The sequence below is a fragment of the Pseudomonas sp. GW456-L12 genome, assembly GCF_059424045.1.
Genome location: NZ_JBWKZA010000001.1, coordinates 245,921 through 261,552 on the forward strand (window position 1 = coordinate 245,921; position 15,632 = coordinate 261,552).

9 protein-coding genes are annotated in these 15,632 nt (G+C 63.4%); 4 read left to right on the forward strand and 5 right to left on the reverse strand.

Annotated features, from left to right (window positions below; all coding sequences use genetic code 11):
• Positions 1-25: 25 nt before the first annotated feature.
• The 5 genes from AC07Y9_RS01355 to AC07Y9_RS01375 all read right to left on the reverse strand — a co-directional run bounded on the left by AC07Y9_RS01355 (position 26) and on the right by AC07Y9_RS01375 (position 9,151).
• Positions 26-1,192 carry a zinc-binding metallopeptidase family protein gene (locus AC07Y9_RS01355; RefSeq protein WP_102678808.1) on the reverse strand — a complete coding sequence of 389 codons (1,167 nt, stop codon included), beginning with the start codon at positions 1,190-1,192 and terminating at the stop codon, positions 26-28.
• A 202-nt stretch (positions 1,193-1,394) separates the two neighbouring features.
• Positions 1,395-3,761 carry an NAD-dependent DNA ligase LigA gene (gene ligA, locus AC07Y9_RS01360; protein ID WP_102678807.1) on the reverse strand — a complete coding sequence of 789 codons (2,367 nt, stop codon included), beginning with the start codon at positions 3,759-3,761 and terminating at the stop codon, positions 1,395-1,397.
• A 129-nt stretch (positions 3,762-3,890) separates the two neighbouring features.
• A complete protein-coding gene (gene zipA / locus AC07Y9_RS01365) occupies positions 3,891-4,739 on the reverse strand; it encodes a cell division protein ZipA (RefSeq protein WP_009042941.1) in 849 nt (282 codons plus the stop codon).
• Between the two features lie 261 nt (positions 4,740-5,000).
• Positions 5,001-8,489: a chromosome segregation protein SMC gene (gene smc, locus AC07Y9_RS01370; protein ID WP_102678806.1), complete on the reverse strand. Its 3,489-nt coding sequence runs from the start codon at positions 8,487-8,489 to the stop codon at positions 5,001-5,003.
• Between the two features lie 2 nt (positions 8,490-8,491).
• Complete coding sequence (locus AC07Y9_RS01375; RefSeq protein WP_007922360.1) at positions 8,492-9,151, reverse strand: GntR family transcriptional regulator; 660 nt, start codon at positions 9,149-9,151, stop codon at positions 8,492-8,494.
• Between the two features lie 268 nt (positions 9,152-9,419).
• Between AC07Y9_RS01375 and xdhA the strand changes: the two genes are divergently transcribed.
• The 4 genes from xdhA to guaD all read left to right on the forward strand — a co-directional run bounded on the left by xdhA (position 9,420) and on the right by guaD (position 15,544).
• On the forward strand, positions 9,420-10,874 hold the full coding sequence (gene xdhA, locus AC07Y9_RS01380) for a xanthine dehydrogenase small subunit (RefSeq protein ID WP_102678805.1): 1,455 nt from the start codon (positions 9,420-9,422) through the stop codon (positions 10,872-10,874).
• Entirely contained in the window at positions 10,867-13,266 is a 2,400-nt protein-coding gene (xdhB, locus tag AC07Y9_RS01385) for a xanthine dehydrogenase molybdopterin binding subunit (RefSeq protein WP_102678804.1), read from the forward strand. Before xdhA ends, xdhB begins: the two co-directional genes overlap by 8 nt.
• Positions 13,267-13,372: 106 nt before the next feature.
• Positions 13,373-14,215, forward strand: a complete 843-nt coding sequence (gene xdhC, locus AC07Y9_RS01390) for a xanthine dehydrogenase accessory protein XdhC (RefSeq protein WP_102678803.1) — start codon at positions 13,373-13,375, stop codon at positions 14,213-14,215.
• A gap of 24 nt (positions 14,216-14,239) precedes the next feature.
• Positions 14,240-15,544, forward strand: a complete 1,305-nt coding sequence (gene guaD / locus AC07Y9_RS01395; RefSeq protein WP_102678802.1) for a guanine deaminase — start codon at positions 14,240-14,242, stop codon at positions 15,542-15,544.
• Positions 15,545-15,632: the final 88 nt, after the last annotated feature.

A 15,632-nucleotide genomic window follows, 5' to 3' on the forward strand; every position in this document is an offset into this window, starting at 1 on the left:
GGTAGGAGCGAAGCAAGTGGTGGGTTCAGGCTTGTTCGAGTGCTTCGTCGGCCTTGCCGCCGGCCTGCTGGATCACCTGGTGGATGAAGTGCAGCTTGGCGATCACCGCCGGCGGCAGGATGAAGGGATAGAAATCCGGCTGGCCCATGCTGCGCGACAGTTCGTTGAGCATGCCGGCCAGTTCGATCCAGGCGTTGACGAAGGCCAGGAACGCCGGGCCGCCGGGATGCTGCGGGTCATACAGGGTATCCAGCGGGAACGGCTGGTAGTCGAAGTCCATTTCCCGGGCGCTCATGCCGAAGCCCAGCGCGGTATCGACCGCGTCCATCATGTGCAGGTAATGGGCCCAGGTTTCCGCCCAGTCCTCCCAGGGATGCATGGTGGCGTAGGCGCTGACGCAGGTCTGCGACCAATCGTTCGGCGCGCCCTGCTGGTAATGCCGCTCCAGGGCTTCGGCGTAGCTCGCGCGTTCGTCGCCGAACAGTGCGCGACAGGGCTCCAGCCAATGGCTGCCTGCGATCAGGCGATCCCAGTAGTAATGCCCCACCTCATGCCGGAAGTGACCGAGCAAGGTGCGATAGGGTTCGCGCATCTGTACCCGCACCTGCTCGCGATACGCATCGTCGGCCTCCTTGATGTCGAGGGTGATCAGGCCGTTGGCGTGGCCGGTCATGGGCACCCTGCCCTGCAGATCGATGCCGACAAAATCAAAAGCCAGGCCGGTCTCTTCATCCTCGGCCTTGGCGATCAGCGGCAAACCCAGGCTCACCAATTGCGCCACCAGGCGGCGCTTGGCGATTTCCACCATGCGCCAGCGCTCGGAGTTTTCCAGTACGCCAAGATCGGGAATGGTCCGGTTCAACCTGCACGCCACACACAAGGTGCCGGCACCATGCGCAGGCAGCAGCCAGTTGCAGGCCGCCGGGGTATCGAGGTTGGCACAGCGCCGGAACAGCCCCGCTTGCGGGTCGACGTCCAGCCGCCAGGTATCGGCCTCCGGCCCTGGCTGCAGCGACGACAAGCGACTCTGCTCAGGCTGATAACCCAGGGCCGCCGAACAGGCCAGGCACTGGCTGTTGCGAAAGAACAGCGACTGCCCGCAACGACACGGCCAGACCTTGCTGTTGCGGCTGCCCTCACGGACAAAGGGCGCGGCGATACGGGAACTGAGCTGTTCGAAGAAGCGGTACATGGCGATCTCTCCCTGGGCGTGCCAAGACTAGATCATATGGACGAGATAATCGTTCCATCGCCTTCAGGGCGTTCCTGCCGGGGGAACGCCATTCCATGTAGCCGCTGCCGCAGGCTGCGACAAGGTCCGCAGGACCTTCTGGCGCCCGACAGAGCAACGCCCGCTGCGCGGTCGATCGCAGCCTTCGGCAGCGGCTACGGGATCAGACCGCGATGCCGTGCTGGCCGAGGAAGCTCACGAAGGTTTCTTCGTCCAGCACCTTGAGGCCCAGCTCGTTGGCCTTGGCCAGCTTGGAGCCGGCACCGGGACCAGCCACCACGCAGTGGGTCTTGGCCGAAACCGAGCCGGCGACCTTGGCGCCCAGGCTTTCCAGCTTGTCCTTGGCCACGTCGCGACTCATCAGCTCCAGCGAGCCGGTGAGCACCCAAGTCTGGCCAGCCAGCGGCAGCCCTTCCACCACTTTCTTCTCGCTCCGCCAGTGCATGCCGAAGGCTTGCAGCTGCGCCTCGATGGCCAGCGCCCGCTCGGCGTTTTCCGCGATGTCGAAGAACTCGCGCACGGCCTTGGCCTGCTTCTCCGGCAGGGTCTGGCGCATGTCCAGCCAGTCCGCCTTGACCACACCGTCGAGGGTGACGAACTTGTCCGCCAGCTTCTGCGCCGCGCCCGGCCCCACCGATGGGATGTTCAGCTTGTCGAGCATGCCACCCAGGGTGGTGCTGGCAGCGAACTCGGCGCCCAGATCGCCCTGATCCTGCAACTGCAGCCCGCACTGCTGCGGATCGAGCAGGGCACCGATCACCTGCTGGTTATGGCTGTCCTCGAAGAAGCTGTGAATCTCGTGAGCCACTTCCAGGCCGATATCCGGCAGGTAGGTCAGTACTTCCGGCAAGGCCTGCTGCACGCGCTCCAGAGAGGCCAGGGAGCGCGCCAGGACCTTGGCCGTCTCCTCGCCCACATCGGGAATGCCCAGGGCGTAGATGAAACGCGCCAGGCCCGGTTTCTTGCTGTCCTCGATGGCCTTGAGCAGCTTGTTGCTGGAGACTTCGGCGAAGCCTTCCAGATCGATGATCTGCTCGTACTTGAGTTTGTAGAGATCGGCCGGCGAACCAATGAGCTTTTCGTCCACCAGTTGTTCGATGGTCTTGTCGCCCAGCCCTTCGATATCCATCGCCCGACGGGAAACGAAGTGGATGATCGCCTGCTTGAGCTGCGCGCCACAGGCCAGGCGACCGACGCAGCGGTACACCGCGCCTTCGCTGATGGTTTCCTTGCCCTTGCTGCGCTTGATCAACTGCGTGCGCTCGACATGGGAGCCGCACACCGGGCAGGTCTGCGGGATATGCACCTTGCGCGCATTTTCCGGACGACGCTCGACGACCACCTGCACCACTTGCGGAATCACATCGCCCGCACGGCGGATGATCACGGTGTCGCCGATCATCAGGCCCAGGCGCGCCACTTCGTCCATGTTGTGCAGGGTCGCGTTGGAGACGGTGACACCCGCCACCTTGACCGGTTTCAGACGAGCCACTGGGGTCACCGCACCGGTGCGGCCGACCTGGAATTCCACGTCCAGCAGCTCGGTCAGCTCTTCCATCGCCGGGAATTTATGAGCGATCGCCCAGCGCGGCTCGCGAGCCCGGAAGCCCAGCTCGCGCTGCGAGGCAATGCTGTTGACCTTGAACACCACGCCGTCGATTTCATAAGGCAAACCATTACGGCGCTCGCCGATATCGCGGTAGTAATCCAGGCATTCGTCGATCCCCTTGGCCAGTTTCAGCTCGCGACTGACGGGCATGCCCCAGTGCTTGAGCTGCTCCAGATTGCCGATATGGGTGTCGGCGATATCCGCAGTGACCTGGCCGATCCCGTAGCAGCAGAATTCCAGCGGGCGACTGGCGGTGATCTTCGAGTCCAGCTGGCGCAAGCTGCCGGCCGCGGCGTTCCGCGGGTTGGCGAAGGTCTTGCCGCCGACTTCCAGCTGCGCGGCATTGAGCCGCTCGAAACCGGCCTTGGACATGTACACCTCGCCGCGCACCTCCAGGGTCGCCGGCCAGCCACTGCCGTGCAGCTTCAGGGGGATGTTGCGCACGGTGCGCACGTTGACGCTGATGTCTTCGCCGGTGGTGCCGTCGCCGCGGGTCGCGCCACGCACCAGCACGCCGTCCAGATACAGCAGGCTGACCGCCAGGCCATCGAGCTTCGGCTCGCAGCTGTATTCCACCGCCGCACCGCCACCGAACAGATCGCCTACCGGCAGGTCGAGACCCTCGGTCACCCGGCGATCGAACTCGCGCATGTCGGTTTCTTCGAAGGCGTTGCCCAGGCTGAGCATGGGGATTTCGTGGCGCACCTGGGTGAAGGCCGAGAGCGCCGCGCTGCCGACGCGCTGGGTGGGCGAGTCGCTGCTGACCAGCTCCGGGTGTTCGGCTTCCAGTGCCTTGAGCTCATGGAACAGGCGATCGTATTCAGCGTCGGGAATGCTTGGCTCGTCGAGTACGTGGTAGCGATAGTTGTGCTGATCCAGCTCAGCGCGCAGCTCAAGAATGCGGGTTTCGGCGGAGGTCATGGTGTTCTCTCAAAAAGCAAAAGAGCAGCCTAGGCTGCTCAATATTTGTCTGGGTGGGCCCTTCGGCCCTATCGCGAGCCCGCTCCGACAGGCCAAGGGTTATGCCGGAGCGGCTGGCTCGCGAAGCGCTCAGCGCTTCTGGGTCAGGGCGCGACGTTCGAATTCGACGATGCGCTGACGGTAGTGCTCGATGGTCTGGGCGGTCAGCACACTGCGCTGGTCATCCTTCAGCTCGCCATTCAGCTCCTGGGACAGCTTGCGCGCCGCGGCCACCATCACGTCGAAAGCCTGTTTCGGATGACGCGGGCCTGGCAGGCCGAGGAAGAAGCTCACCGCCGGGGTGCTGAAGTGGTCGATGTCGTCCAGGTCGAATACGCCCGGCTTGACCGCGTTGGCCATGGAGAACAGCACTTCGCCATTGCCGGCCATGCTTTCGTGACGGTGGAAAATATCCATCTCGCCAAAACGCAGGCCGCTTTCCAGGATGTTCTGCAACAGCGCCGGGCCCTTGAAGCCGCCAGAGTCACGGCAGATCACGCTGATCACCAACACTTCTTCAGCTTGCGGCTGGTCCTTGTCGGCGTAACCGGAAGCCTTGGTTTCATCCGGGAAGTCATCGTCGCGGCTGCTGAAGCTCGGGCCGCCGTCCAGATCCAGGTTGAGGTTCAGGTCGCCCTGTTGTGGCTCGCTGGCACGCTTGCCACGCTTGGAACCGGATTCGCGCGGTTCGCGCGCCGGCGCGCTCATCGACGGCAGGTCGTGCTCGTCGAGTTGCGGTTCCTTATGGGTATCCAGCACGCGGGGCGGGCCCAGCAGTTCGGCACTGCTGTCGTCGTCCGGCAGGTTGGACAGGCTACGATCCAGGCGGAATTTCAACTTTCCCTTGCCGCCGCGCATACGGCGCCAGCCATCAAAAAGAATACCGGCAATGACAATGATGCCGATGACGATCAGCCACTCGCGCAGACCGATTTCCATGTAATCCCGTGCCTCTATGAAAAATGCTGAAAAATAAGAGGTTTAGCAAACTGCAAACCGCTTTAAAACGTGGCGCCAACTCTATGTTCTGACTGGCCTTTTGCCCACGTATAGGAAAAATTGACATTAAACTAGCACGACCAAAGACAACTTTACACCGTCTGTCGCAACGGCTTCATTCAATATGTCGATCAGCCAGTACTCGGCACAGGTAAAAACCTCTTACTTGTCACTTACATACCGGCTTTGGTCGCCCGGATATCAGGCGTCCACCATCGCCATCGCCTCCTCGACATCCACTGCTACCAGGCGCGAACAGCCGGGTTCGTGCATCGTCACGCCCATCAATTGATCGGCCATTTCCATGGCGATCTTGTTGTGGGTGATATAGATGAACTGCACCGTCTGCGACATCTCTTTAACCAGCCTTGCGTAGCGTCCAACGTTAGCGTCATCCAGCGGGGCGTCAACTTCGTCGAGCATGCAGAACGGCGCCGGGTTCAACTTGAAGATGGCAAATACCAGCGCCAGGGCCGTCAATGCTTTCTCACCACCGGACAACAAATGAATGGTGCTGTTCTTCTTCCCTGGCGGACGCGCCATGATCGTTACCCCTGTATCGAGTAGATCTTCGCCCGTCAGTTCCAAATAAGCGCTGCCGCCACCGAAAACTTTTGGAAAGAGCGCCTGTAAACCGCCGTTAATCTGATCAAAGGTATCCTTGAAACGATTACGGGTTTCCTTGTCGATCTTGCGAATCACGTTTTCCAGGGTTTCCAGGGCTTCCACCAGATCGGCGTCCTGGGCGTCCAGATAACGTTTGCGTTCGGACTGCTGCTGGTACTCATCGATGGCCGCGAGGTTGATCGCCCCCAGGCGCTGGATGCGCGCGGCAATCCGCTCGAGTTCTTCCTCGGCCTCTTTCTCGCTGGCCTGCTCGGTCAGCGTGGCGAGCACGCCCTGCAAGTCGTAGCCGTCTTCCAGCAACTGGTCCTGCAAGGTCTTGCGACGCACGCTCAGGGCCTGCCATTCCATGCGCTGCTGTTCGAGCTGGCCACGGATCAACTGCGATTGCTGCTCGGCCTGGGTCCGACGTTTTTCCGCGTCGCGCAATTCGCGGTCGGCATCTTCCATAGCGATCTGTGCGCTCTTGAGCTCGACGTCGACGGTCATGCGTTTTTCCAGCAATTCCTCGAGTTTCAAGCGCAGCTCTTCCAGCGGCGCGGCGCCCTCCTCCAGGTTCAGGCTGAGCTGTTCACTCTTCTCCGTCAGGCGTTCCGATTGCAGCTCCAGGCGCTCCAGGGCCTGGCGGGTGGAATCGTGCTGGGCCTTGAGCGACCCCAGGCGCACCGCCAACTGATGAGCGTGATCCTTGTGCTGGCGCGCCTCCTGGCGCACCCGATCCAGGCGTTCGCGCAAACTGTCGCGCTGGGCCAGCAGCAATTCGCGCTGCTCGGTGTCCAGGGCCATGCTGTCGAGGGCTTCCTGCAACTGCAGACGGGCTTCGCCCACTTGCTCGTGTTCCACCGCGCGCTGCTCGCCCAGCTCCGCCACTTCTTCATCCAGGCGGGTACGGCGCAGGGCCAGTTGTTCGGCCTTGGCCTTGCCGGCAGAAAGCCTGGCTTTCAATTCACCCTGCTGTCGGGCTTCGTCCTGCAACAGACGGCGCAGGTGTTCGCGACCGTTCTCTTGCTGGCGCTGTTGCGCACGCAGGTTCTGCAACCGGGTTTCCAGGTCTTCCACACTGGCTTCGCGCTCGTCGCGCTCCAGGCTCAGTTGTTCGATTTCCTGGTTACGCGCGAGCATGCCGCTTTCCGCTTCGCTGGCGCGGCGCACCCGCAGGAAATGCCGGCCGACCCAGAACCCGTCACGGCTGATCAGGCTCTCGCCGGCCGCCAGTTGGCCACGCAACGCCAGGGCCTGCTCAAGGCTTTCCACAGGCTTGACCTGGCCCAGCCACGGCGCCAGATCGACCTGGGCATCGACCTTGTCCAGCAGGCTGCCAGGCATCCGCGCGCCCTCGCCCGCCAGCTGGAGCAGGCGCAGGTCGCCCTGCTCGAAGCCAGCCAGGTCGAAGCCGGCAAAATCGTCGACCAGTACCGCTTGCAGGTCGGCGCCAAGCACGGTTTCCACCGCCAGCTCCCAACCGGCCTCGACCTTCAGGCCTTCGGCCAGCCGCGGGCGCTCGGCCAACTGTTGCTCCTGCAGCCATTGCGCGGCGCCGGTCCCCGGATTGAGCGCTGCCTGCTGCAAAGCCTCCAGCGAGGCCAGGCGCCCATTGAGGCGCTGCAACTCGCCCTGGGCCTGCTGCTGGGCCTGGGTCGCCTGATGCAGCTCCTGGCGTAGTTGCTCCAGGCGCTCGACTTGAGCGTCTTCGCTGGCCTGCAAATCTTCCAGGGTCGCCTCGCTGGCCGCGAGTTGTTCATTGAGTTCGAGGATCGCCGCGTCTTCCGGGTCGGCGGCGAGCAACGCGCGCTCCTCCACCAGGCGCCGCTGGCGCTCACCCAGGCGTTCCATGCTGCCTTCGAGCTGCTGGATACGCGACTGCTGCACCTCGGCCTGGCGTCGTGGCTCGGCGGATTTGAGGTTGAAACCGTCCCACTGCTCCTGCCAGCCGTGCATGGTGGTTTCGGCTTCTTCCAGGGCCGCGGCGGCCTCTTCGGCGGCGGCGCTGGTGACTTCCTGCTCGGGCTCGAGCATTTCCAGCTCTTCACCGAGAGTGGCGAGCAAGGTGCGGTCGTGGCCCAGGTGGGATTCGGTCTCCTGGCGTGCACGCTCGGCTTCGCGCAAGTCGTCCTGCAACTGGCGCAGACGCTGCTGGCCGTGCTGGATGCTCTGCTCGACCCGGGCGATATCGCCGCCGACCGAATAGAAGCGCCCCTGCACCAGATTAAAGCGCTCGGACAACTCATGGTGACCGTCGCGCAGGCGCTCGATGGCGGCGTCGGCATTGCGTTGCTCCGCCACCAGGGCTTCAAAGCCGACTTCCTGGTTGCCGATGATCGATTCGCGCTGGCCGACCTGCTCGTTAAGCTCCTGCCAGCGCAGTGCCGACAGTTGGGCCTTGAGCTGACGCTCCTCGGCTTTGTATTCCTGGTACTTCTCGGCCGCCTGGGCCTGCCGGTGCAGGCGTTCGAGCTGGCGCTCCAGCTCTTCGCGCAGGTCGGTCAGGCGCGCCAGGTTTTCGTGGGTACGGCGGATGCGGTTTTCGGTTTCCCGGCGGCGCTCCTTGTACTTGGAAATCCCGGCGGCTTCTTCGATGAAGTTGCGCAGGTCTTCCGGCTTGGCTTCGATCAGCTTGGAGATCATGCCCTGCTCGATGATCGAGTAGCTGCGTGGCCCCAGGCCGGTGCCGAGAAAGATATCGGTAATGTCGCGACGACGGCACTTGGCGCCGTTGAGGAAATAGCTGTTCTGGCTGTCGCGGGTGACCTTGCGGCGGATGGAGATTTCCGCGTAGGCCGCGTACTCGCCGACCAGGGTGCCGTCGGAGTTGTCGAAGACCAGCTCGATGCTGGCCTGGCTCACCGGCTTGCGACTGGTGGAACCGTTGAAGATGACGTCGGTCATCGACTCGCCGCGCAGGTTCTTGGCCGAGCTCTCGCCCATGACCCAGCGCACGGCGTCGATGATGTTCGACTTGCCGCAACCATTGGGCCCGACCACCGCCGCCATGTTACTGGGGAAGTTCACCGTGGTCGGGTCGACGAAGGACTTGAACCCCGCCAGCTTGATGCACTTGAGCCGCACGCTCAGGCAACCGTCAAGGCGGCGACTACCAGGTCGCAACTGCGCCGGGCATAGGCCGTCAGCACCAGGCGGATCGTCGGCAGGTCACGGGCCAGCACGGCGGCCAGCAGTTGCTCGAACAGGTCGAGGAATTCGCTCATTTCCGCCTTGCGCTGCTCCAGGGCCAGGAAATAGGCACGGCTCATCGCCGGCTGCAGGTTCTCGACGGTTTCCTGCAGGTACGGGTTGTCGGCGAACGGGTAGGCGGCGCGCATCACGTTGAAGCTGTCTTCGACGAAACTGCGGATGTCCTGGCGCTCGTAGGCGGCGATCAATCGCTGCTGGATCTGCAGGAACGGCGCCATGTCGGCCTGCAGTTCCCAGCCATTGGCCACCGAGTTGCCCAGCAGGATGTACAGCTCGCTCATCAGGGTGCACAGGCTCCGCACCTTGTGCGGGGTGAGTTCGGTCACATGGGCGCCACGACGCGGCAGGATGGCGATCAGGTGACGGCGCTCGAGGATCAGCAGGGCCTCGCGGACCGAGCCGCGGCTGACGTTGAGGGCCAGCGTGACCTTCTGTTCCTGAATGCGCTCCCCAGGCTTGAGCTCGCCGCGAATGATGCGTTCGGCGAGGTGGTGAGCGATTTGCTCGGCGAGGCTGTCCGGCGCCTTGAACGTCATGGTTTTCCTTCAAACTCTCAGATCGGTACAAGCGGCGCAGTGTAGCGCAATTGCTACCTCATGGCGGAGTGCCCAAGGGCCTGAATTTGGCACGGAATAAGCAAAAAGCACTGCGGCCCGGGAGGGTCAATACTGTTTGAAAGCGCGTGTTGATCGGCAAAAAATGATTTCCTGACCTTTAAGTCAGAAAATCATTGACCGAAAAGTCAGACATGACTAAATTCGGCCCCAGTCGGTTAACAACAATAATGAGTCTGCGAGGCCTTCCGTGATCCAGTTTTTACTCAACCAGGAACTCCGTAGCGAGCACACCCTGGACCCGAATCTGACGGTGCTCAATTATCTGCGCGAGCATCTGGGCAAGCCCGGCACCAAGGAAGGCTGCGCCAGTGGCGACTGTGGCGCCTGCACCGTGGTGGTCGGCGAATTGCAGACCGACGACACGGGCGCGGAGCACATCCGTTATCGCAGCCTCAACTCGTGCCTGACCTTCGTCTCGTCGCTGCACGGCAAACAGCTGATCAGCGTCGAAGACCTCAAGCACCAGGGCCAGTTGCACAGCGTGCAGAAAGCCATGGTCGAGTGCCACGGCTCGCAGTGCGGCTTCTGTACGCCGGGCTTCGTCATGTCGCTGTTCGCCCTGCAGAAGAACTCCGAACAACCCGACGCGCACAAGGCCCACGAGGCCCTGGCCGGCAACCTGTGCCGCTGCACCGGCTACCGCCCGATCCTCGCCGCCGCCGAGCAGGCCTGTTGCGGCAAGCAGCCGGACCAGTTCGACGCCCGCGAAGCCGAGACCATCGCCCGCCTGAAAGCTATCGCCCCCAGCGATACCGGCGAACTGAACAGTGGCGACAAACGTTGCCTGGTACCGCTGACCGTATCCGACCTGGCCGACCTGTATGACGCCTACCCGCAAGCCCGGCTGCTGGCCGGCGGCACCGACCTGGCGCTGGAAGTCACGCAGTTCCACCGCCCGCTGCCGGTGATGATCTACGTCGGCAACGTCGCCGAAATGAAACGCATCGAACGCTTCGACGACCGCCTGGAAATCGGCGCCGCCACCGCCCTCTCCGACTGCTACGACGCCCTCAAGGCCGAATACCCGGACTTCGGCGAACTGCTGCAGCGCTTCGCCTCGTTGCAGATCCGCAACCAGGGCACCCTGGGTGGCAACATTGGCAATGCCTCGCCCATCGGCGACTCGCCACCCTTGCTGATCGCCCTGGGCGCGCAGATCGTCCTGTGCAAGGGCAACACCCGCCGCACCCTGGCCCTGGAAGACTATTTCATCGACTACCGCGTCACCGCGCGCCAGGAAAGCGAGTTCATCGAGAAGATCATCGTGCCACGGGCCAGTGCCCAGCAGCTGTTCCGCGCCTACAAGGTGTCCAAGCGCCTGGACGACGATATTTCCGCGGTCTGCGCGGCCTTCAACCTGCGTATCGAGAACGGCGTGATCGCCGACGCCCGCGTAGCCTTCGGTGGCATGGCCGCCACCCCGAAACGCGCCAAGCACTGTGAGGCCGCGCTGCTCGGCGCACCGTGGAGCGAGACCACCGTCGAACGTGCCTGCGCCGCCCTGGGCGAAGACTTCACCCCGCTTTCGGACTTCCGCGCCAGCAAGGAATACCGCCTGCTCAGCGCCCAGAACCTGCTGCGCAAATACTTTATCGAACTGCAAACACCTCACATCGAGACCCGGGTGACCGCTTATGTCTAATCATCACAAAGTCGAGAAGACTCAAGCCGAACTGAGCGCCCTGTTTCAACAGGACCTGGCCACCGGCGTCGGGCGCAGCGTCAAGCACGACAGTGCCGCCAAGCATGTATCCGGCGAAGCGGTGTACATCGATGACCGGCTGGAATTCCCCAACCAGCTGCATGTGTATGCGCGCCTCTCGGACCGTGCCCACGCCAAGATCCTCAGCATCGACACCGCGCCCTGCTACGCCTTCGAAGGCGTGCGTATCGTCATCACCCACAAGGACATTCCGGGGCTGAAAGATATCGGCCCGCTGCTGCCCGGCGACCCGCTGCTGGCCATCGACGACGTGCAGTTCGTCGGTCAGCCGGTGCTAGCCGTGGCCGCCCGCGACCTGGAGACCGCGCGCCAGGCGGCCATGGCCGCGGTCATCGAATACGAGGACCTGGAGCCGGTCCTGGACGTGGTCGAAGCCCTGCGCAAACGTCACTTCGTCCTCGACAGCCACACCCACCAGCGCGGCGACTCGGCCAAGGCCTTGGCCAGCGCCGAGCATCGCCTGCAGGGCACGCTGCACATCGGCGGCCAGGAACACTTCTACCTGGAGACCCAGATTTCCTCGGTGATGCCCACCGAAGACGGCGGCATGATCGTCTACTGCTCGACCCAGAACCCCACCGAGGTGCAGAAGCTGGTGGCCGAGGTGCTGGACGTGTCGATGAACAAGATCGTGGTCGACATGCGCCGCATGGGCGGTGGTTTCGGCGGCAAGGAAACCCAGGCCGCCAGCCCGGCATGCCTGTGCGCGGTGATCGCGCACCTCACCGGCCAGCCAACCAAGATGCGCCTGCCACGGGTCGAAGACATGCTGATGACCGGCAAGCGCCACCCCTTCTATATCGAGTACGACGTCGGCTTCGACAGCACCGGGCGCCTGCATGGCATCCAGCTGGAGCTGGCCGGCAACTGCGGTTGCTCGCCGGACCTGTCGGCCTCGATCGTCGACCGGGCGATGTTCCACGCCGACAACTCGTACTACCTGGGCGACGCCACCATCAACGGCCATCGCTGCAAGACCAACACCGCGTCGAACACCGCCTACCGTGGTTTCGGCGGCCCGCAAGGCATGGTCGCCATCGAGGAAGTGATGGACGCCATCGCCCGCCATCTCGCCCTCGACCCGCTGGCCGTGCGCAAAGCCAACTACTACGGCAAGACCGAACGCAACGTCACCCACTACTACCAGACCGTCGAGCACAACATGCTCGAAGAAATGACCGCAGAACTGGAAGCCAGCAGCCAGTACGCCGAGCGCCGCGAAGCGATCCGCCGCTACAACGCCGGCAGCCCGATCCTGAAAAAGGGTCTGGCGCTGACCCCGGTGAAATTCGGCATTTCCTTCACCGCCAGCTTCCTCAACCAGGCCGGCGCACTGGTGCACGTCTACACCGACGGCAGCATCCACCTCAACCACGGCGGCACGGAAATGGGCCAGGGCCTGAACACCAAGGTGGCGCAGGTGGTGGCCGAGGTGTTCCAGGTGGAGATCGACCGGGTGCAGATCACCGCGACCAACACCGACAAGGTGCCCAACACCTCGCCGACCGCCGCCTCCAGCGGTGCCGACCTGAACGGCAAGGCGGCGCAGAACGCAGCGGAAATCATCAAGAAACGCCTGGTGGAGTTTGCCGCCCGGCAGTACAAGGTCAGCGAGGAAGATGTGGAATTCCACAACGGCCATGTGCGGGTCCGCGACCAGATCCTGAGTTTCGAGGAGCTGATCCAGCAGGCCTATTTCGCCCAGGTCTCGCTGTCCAGCACCGGCTTCTACAAGACCCCGAAAATCTACTACGACCGTGCCCAGGCCCGTGGCCGACCGTTCTACTACTACGCCTACGGCGCCGCCTGCGCCGAGGTGATAGTCGACACCCTGACCGGCGAGTACAAGATGCTGCGCACCGACATCCTGCATGACGTCGGCGCCTCGCTGAACCCGGCCATCGACATCGGCCAGGTGGAAGGTGGCTTCATCCAGGGCATGGGCTGGCTGACCATGGAAGAGCTGGTGTGGAACGCCAAGGGCAAGCTGATGACCAACGGCCCGGCCAGCTACAAGATTCCGGCAGTGGCCGACATGCCGCTGGACCTGCGGGTCAAGCTGGTGGAAAACCGCAAGAACCCGGAAGACACGGTGTTCCATTCCAAGGCCGTGGGCGAACCGCCGTTCATGCTCGGCATCGCCGCCTGGTGCGCGATCAAGGACGCCGTGGCCAGCCTTGGCGATTACCGGCACCAGCCGAAGATCGACGCACCGGCCACGCCGGAGCGGGTGTTGTGGGGCTGCGAGCAGATGCGCCAGCTGAAGGTGGCGAAGGCCGTGGAGACCAAGGCGGAACTGGCTTCCCTGTAAATCCCATCGCGAGCAAGCTCGCTCCTACAGATATCGCACCCTCCTGTAGGAGCGAGCTTGCTCGCGATGACGACATTGCAGACGACAACGTTGCAAGAGGTGAAACATGTACAACTGGATCAGCGCCCTCGCCGACCTGCAAACCCGCGGCGAACCCTGCGTGCTGGTGACCATCATCGAAGAGCTGGGTTCGACGCCACGCAATGCCGGCTCGAAAATGGTCATCAGCGCCAGCCAGAGCTTCGACACCATCGGCGGCGGCCACCTGGAATACAAGGCCATGCAGATCGCCCGCGAGATGCTCGCCAGCGGCAAGCAGGACACCCACCTGGAGCGCTTCAGCCTGGGCGCCAGCCTCGGCCAGTGCTGCGGTGGGGTAACGGTGTTGCTGTTCGAACCCATGGGCCAGGTCCAGGCGCAGATCGCGGTCTTCGGCGCCGGCCATGTCGGCCGCGCCCTGGTGCCGCTGCTGGCCAGCCTGCCGTGCAAGGTGCGCTGGATCGACTCGCGGGAACAGGAATTCCCCGAGCAGATCCCCCAGAGCGTACGCAAGATCGTCAGCGAAGAGCCCGTCGATGAAATCGATGACCTGCCCGCCGGCAGCTACTGCATCGTCATGACCCACAATCACCAGCTCGACCTGGAGCTCACCGCCGCGATCCTCAAGCGCAACGACTTTGCCTACTTCGGCCTGATCGGCTCGAAGACCAAACGGGTGAAGTTCGAACACCGCCTGCGCGAGCGCGGCTTCGACAGCGGCGTGCTGCAACGCATGCGCTGCCCGATGGGGCTCGGCGAAGTCAAAGGCAAGTTGCCTGTGGAAATCGCCATCTCCATCGCTGGCGAAATCATCGCCACCTATAACGCCAATTTCGGCCAGCACAGTGCCCGCGCCGAACCCATTGCCAAACTGCTGCCGGCCTCGCGCCGCAGCCATGCCACTCATTAAAAAGCCACGAACCGAGACTGCCTCATGCCTCTGACTCGCAAAGCCTACCGTGCCGCCATCCTGCACAGCATCGCCGACCCCGCCGAGGTCGGCATCGAAGCCTCCTACGAGTATTTCGAGGATGGACTGCTGGTGGTCGACAACGGCCAGATCAGCGCCCTCGGCCACGCCAGCGAATTGCTCGCCAGCCTGCCCGCCGATATCGAGATCACTCACTACCAGGATGCGCTGATCACCCCAGGCTTTATCGACACCCATATCCACCTGCCGCAGACCGGCATGGTCGGTGCCTATGGCGAGCAGTTGCTGGACTGGCTCAACACCTACACCTTCCCTTGCGAAAGCCAGTTCGCCGACCAGGCCCATGCAGAGGAAGTGGCGGGGACTTTCATCAAGGAACTGCTGCGCAACGGCACCACCACCGCCCTGGTCTTCGGCAGCGTGCATCCGCAATCGGTGAATGCCTTTTTCGAAGCGGCCGAGAAGCTCGACCTGCGGATGATCGCCGGCAAGGTGATGATGGACCGCAACGCCCCGGACTACCTGACCGACACCGCCGAATCCAGCTACCTGGAAAGCAAGGCGCTGATCGAGCGCTGGCACGGCAAGGGCCGCCTGCACTACGCGGTGACGCCGCGTTTCGCCCCGACCAGCACCCCGGAACAACTGACCCTCGCCGGGCAGTTGCTCGGCGAATACCCCGACCTGTACATGCAGACCCACATCAGCGAGAACCTGCAGGAAGTCGAATGGGTCAAGGAACTGTTCCCCGAGCGCAAGGGCTACCTGGACGTGTACGACCACTACCAGTTGCTGGGCGAGCGCTCGGTGTTCGCCCACGGCGTGCACCTGTGCGACGACGAATGCGCGCGCCTGGCGCAGACCGGTTCGGCCGTGGCCTTCTGCCCGACCTCGAACCTGTTCCTCGGCAGCGGCCTGTTCAACCTGCCGATGGCCGAGAAGCACAAGCTGAATGTCGGCCTGGGCACCGACGTCGGCGGCGGCACCAGCTTCTCGCTGCTGCAGACCCTGAACGAAGCCTACAAGGTCATGCAGTTGCAGGGCGCGCGCCTGAGTCCGTTCAAGTCGCTGTACCTGGCCACCCTCGGCGGCGCGCGCGCCCTGCGCCTGGAAGAGCGGATCGGCACCCTGCAGCCAGGCACCGACGCCGACTTCCTGGTGCTCGACTACAACGCCACGCCGCTGCTGAGCTATCGCCTGAAACAGTCCAAGAGCATCGCCGAGACGCTGTTCGTGCTGATGACCCTGGGCGATGACCGCACCGTGGCGCAGACCTATGCCGTGGGCAATCTGGTGCACCAGCGCTAATCCCGGAAACGAAAAATCCCCCGCCTCATGCGCTGAGGCGGGGGATTTTTTTATCTGCTGTAAACCCTGTAGGAGCGAGCTTGCTCGC